This window comes from Streptomyces sp. NPDC058632, assembly GCF_042717095.1.
Lineage (GTDB): Bacteria > Actinomycetota > Actinomycetes > Streptomycetales > Streptomycetaceae > Streptomyces.
The window spans coordinates 1-4,854 of the sequence record NZ_JBHXQZ010000181.1 but is presented as its reverse complement, the minus strand read 5'-3'; the positions used below and the strand labels follow the sequence as shown (position 1 = coordinate 4,854).

Here is a 4,854-nt window from a genome sequence, read left to right as displayed (position 1 = left end):
CAACTACGCGGCGGCGAACGTCTTCCTGGACGCGCTCGCCCAGCAGCGGGCCGCCTCCGGCCTGCCCGCCCTCTCCCTGGCCTGGGGCGCCTGGGCGCAGAGCGCCGGCATGACCGGCACCCTCTCCGACGCCGACATGCAGCGCATCGCCGCCTCCGGCGCCGCACCGATCCCCGTCGAGCGCGGCCTCGCCCTCTTCGACACCGCCACCGAATCCGCCGAGGCCCTCGTCGTACCCATCGGCTCCACCGGAGGCGACCTGCGCATACCGGGTGAGGTGCCGCCGCTGCTGCGCAACCTGGTGCGCGGCACCCGGCGTTCGGCCGCCACCGCCGTCGGCGGCGCGAGCACCGCCGCCGACCTGACGCGCCGTCTCCTGACCCTCCCCGAGGACGAGCGCGTCCGCCACGTCGTCGAACTGGTGCGGGTCGAGGCCGCCGCAGTGCTCGGCCACTCCTCGCCCAAGGCCATCGAACCCGGCCGCGAGTTCCGCGAACTCGGCTTCGACTCCCTCACCGCCGTCGAACTGCGCAACCGCCTCACCACCGCCACCGGCCTGCGGCTGACCGCCACGCTCGTCTTCGACTACCCGACCCCGCACGGTCTCGCCGAGCACCTGGTCGCCGAACTCCTCGACGAACACGGCGACCCGGGCACCCCGCTCGTGGCCGCCGATGTCGCCGACGACCCGGTGGTCATCGTCGGCATGGCCTGCCGCATGCCCGGCGGCATCACCACCCCCGACGAACTGTGGCGGATGCTCGCCGACGGCGAGGACCGCATCTCCGCGTTCCCCACCGACCGCGGCTGGGACCTGGACACCCTCTTCGGCGGGGGCCACGACAACCGGGGCGTCAGCGCCACCCGCCGCGGCGGCTTCCTGCACGACGTGGGCGGCTTCGACGCCGGCTTCTTCGGCATCTCCCCGCGCGAGGCCCTCGCCATGGACCCGCAGCAGCGCCTGCTGCTGGAAACCTCGTGGGAGGCGTTCGAACGCGCCGGCATCGACCCGCAGAGCCTGCGCGGCAGCGCCACGGGCATCTTCGTCGGGACCACCGGCCAGGACTACGCGACCCTGGTGATGACCTCCCGCGAGGACGTCGAGGGCCACGCCAGCACCGGCCTCGCCACCAGCGTCATCTCCGGCCGGGTCTCCTATGCCCTCGGCCTGGAGGGTCCGGCGCTCACCGTCGACACCGCCTGCTCCTCCTCCCTGGTCGCCCTGCACCTCGCCGCCCAGTCCCTGCGCAGCGGGGAGAGCTCCCTCGCGCTCGCGGGCGGTGTCACCGTGCTGTCGACCCCGATGAACTTCTCCGGCTTCACCCGGCAGGGCGGCCTGGCGGGCGACGGCCTGTGCAAGGCGTTCGCCGACGCCGCCGACGGCACCGGCTGGTCCGAGGGCGTCGGCATGCTCGTGCTGGAGCGCCTGTCGGACGCCCGCCGCAACGGGCACGAGGTGCTCGCGGTGGTCCGCGGCTCGGCCATCAACCAGGACGGCGCCTCCAACGGCCTGACCGCGCCCAACGGCCCCTCGCAGCAGCGCGTCATCCGCCAGGCCCTGGCGAGCGCCGGGCTCTCGGCAACCGACGTCGACGCCGTCGAGGCGCACGGCACGGGCACGACCCTGGGCGACCCGATCGAGGCGCAGGCCCTGCTGGCCACCTACGGCCGTGACCGCGATCCGGAGCGTCCGCTGCTGCTCGGCTCCATCAAGTCGAACATCGGCCACACCCAGGCCGCCGCCGGCGTGGCGGGTGTCATCAAGATGGTGCTCGCCCTGCGTCACGGCGCACTGCCCAAGACCCTCCACATCGACCGGCCCTCCACACACGTCGACTGGGAGGCCGGCGCGGTGCGGCTCCTCACCGAGCCCACCGAGTGGCCCGACACGGACCGGCCGTGGCGGGCGGGTGTCTCGTCCTTCGGCCTCAGCGGCACCAACGCGCACGTCATCCTCGAACAGCCCGAACCTGCCGCGGCGGAGCCGGAGGAGGCCACCGAGCCGTCCGTCTCGCCGGTCCTGGTGCCGTGGCCGGTCTCGGCGCGGTCCGAGGACGCCCTGCCGGGGCAGGTGGGCCGGGTGACGTCCTTCGACGCCGGGTCCGTACTGGACGTGGGGTACTCGCTGGCGTCCGGGCGGTCGCTGTTCGAGCACCGGACGGTGCTGCTCGCGGGCACGAGCCTCGAGAGCGGTGCACCCGTCGAGGTGGCGCGTGGGCGGTCGGTGGAGCGGTCGCTCGCGGTGCTGTTCTCGGGCCAGGGCTCGCAGCGGGCGGCTATGGGCCGTGAGCTGTATGCCCGGTTCCCGGTGTTCGCGGAGGCCCTGGACGCCGTCCTGGCCCGGCTGGACACCGGCTCGGACGTGCCCCTGCGCACGGTGCTGTTCGCGGGGGAGGGTACGCCCGAGGCGGAACTCCTCGACACCACCGGGTTCACGCAGCCCGCGCTGTTCGCGGTCGAGGTGGCGCTGTTCCGGCTGGTGGAGTCGTGGGGTGTGCGGCCGGAGTTCGTGGCCGGGCATTCCGTCGGCGAGATCGCGGCCGCGCATGTGGCGGGTGTGCTGTCCCTGGAGGACGCGTGCACGCTGGTCGCGGCGCGTGCCCGGCTGATGCAGGACCTCCCGGCCGGCGGCGCGATGGCGGCCGTACAGGCGACCGAGGAGGAGATCGTTCCGAGACTGACGGACGGCATCGCCCTGGCGGCGGTGAACGGTCCGGACACGGTCGTGATCGCGGGTGTGGAGTCGGAAGTCCTCGCTCTTGCTGACGAGTTCGCGGGGGAGGGGCGCAAGACGCAGCGCCTGTCGGTGAGTCACGCCTTCCACTCGCCGCTGATGGACCCGATGCTGGCGGAGTTCCGCCGTGTCGCGGAAGGGCTGGGCTACGCCGAGCCGACCGTCCCGGTCGTCTCCAACGTGACCGGTGAGGTCGCGGACCCCGCCCTGCTGTGTTCGGCGGACTACTGGGTGCGCCACGTCCGCGGCACCGTCCGTTTCGCCGACGGTGTGCGCGCGCTGGCGGGTGCCGGTGTGAACGCGTTCCTGGAGCTGGGCCCGGACGGTGTCCTGACCGGGATGGCCGCCCGGGTACTGGACGGGACCGAGGACGTCGTCTCCGTGCCGGTGCTGCGCAAGGACCGCCCCGAGGAGACCGCGCTGCTCACCGCACTGGCCCGGCTCCACGTCAGCGGCGTGGACATCGACTGGGCGCCGTGCTTCGAGGGGACGGGTGCGCGCCGGGTGGCACTGCCGACGTACGCCTTCCACCACGAGCGGTACTGGCCCCGTCCGGCGGCCCACACCGGTGATGTCACGGGTGCCGGGCTCCGGCCCGCCGAGCACCCGCTGCTGGGCGCCGCCACCGCGCTCGCCGCCTCCGAGGGCGTGCTGTTCACCGGGCGGCTGTCGCTCGCCACGCACCCCTGGCTCGCGGACCACACCGTGGGCGGTGGCATGGTGCTCTTCCCGGCCACCGGATTCCTCGAACTGGCCGTGCGCGCCGGTGACGAGGTCGGCTGCGAATGCGTCGAGGAGTTCACCCTCGCCACGCCGCTGCTCCTGCCCGAGGACACCGCCGTCGTCGTCCAGGTGTGGGTCGGGGCGCCCGACGAGTCCGGCGCCCGCAAGGTGAGCCTGTACTCGCGGGCCGCCGACGCGCCGGAGGAGACCTGGACGGAGCACGCGTCCGGTGTGCTCGGCACGGACCCGCGGACCGCCGGTTTCGACGCGAGCGTCTGGCCGCCGCAGAACGCGATCGCCGCCGACCTGGAGGGCTTCTACGACCGCACCGAGTACGGTCCCGTCTTCCGCACCATCCGCGCCGTGTGGAAGCGCGGCGACGAGGCGTTCGTCGAGGCCGCGCTCCCGGCGGAGGCGGACGACGCCGGCTACTACGGCATGCACCCGGCGCTGCTGGACGCGGCCGTGCAGTCCGTCGGCTTCGCCGGCCTGGACGACGAGCACAAGCTGCTGCCGTTCCTGTGGGCAGGAGTGTCCCTGCACGCGGGCGGCGCCTCCGTGGTCCGCTTCCGGGTCGCCCGCACCGGTGAGGACTCGGTCTCGATCGCCGCCGTGGACGTCGAGGGCGCGCCCGTCCTCTCGGCCGAGTCGCTGGTGCTGCGGGTCCCCGCCGGGGTGCAGGCGCCCGCCGCCCGCCGTACCGAACTCGACTCGCTGCTCCGCCTGGAGTGGACCGCCGCCCCCGAGACGGCCGCCGATCCGTCGGTCCGCCACGCCGCCGTGCCCGCGCTCGGCACCGGCGGCGCGGCGACCGCCCTGGACGGTCTCACCGGCACCGAAACCCTGGTGTGCGTCCCCGTGTCCGGCGACGGCCACGGCGACGACGTACCGCGGGCCACGCACACGCTGGTCGCGCACGCCCTGGACCTGGTGCAGGAGTGGCTGCGGCAGGACCGCTTCGAGACGGCCCGGCTGGTGTTCGTCACCCGAGGCGCGGTCCGCGCAGGGCGAGACGACCAGGTCGAGGACCTGGCGGCGGCGGCCGTATGGGGTCTGCTGCGCGCCGCGCACTCCGAGAACCCCACCCGCTTCGCCCTCGTCGACCTCGACGCGGACACCCGCGTCGAGACCGTGCTGCCGCTGCTGCCGGAGCTCCTTGCGGGCGGCGACGCCCAGTTCGTCGTACGGGGCGGGGACGTCCTCGTCGGTCGCCTCGACCGGGCGGTCACCGGTGCCGGACTGCTGCCCCCGGCCCACGGGCCCTGGCGGTTGGACAGCACCGCCAAGGGCAACCTGGACGCCCTCACCCTTGTCCCCTGCCCGGAGGTGCTTCAGGCGCCGGAGGGCCGGCAGGTGCGCCTCGAGGTGCGGGCGGCCGGACTGAACTTCCGCGACGT

Annotated in this window: 1 protein-coding gene; it reads left to right on the top strand. The window is 74.2% G+C overall.

Annotated elements, in window-relative coordinates:
* Nucleotides 1–4,854 (top strand): beta-ketoacyl synthase N-terminal-like domain-containing protein (locus ACFWVE_RS34705; protein WP_384023164.1); only part of this gene is annotated, 4,854 nt, incomplete at both ends.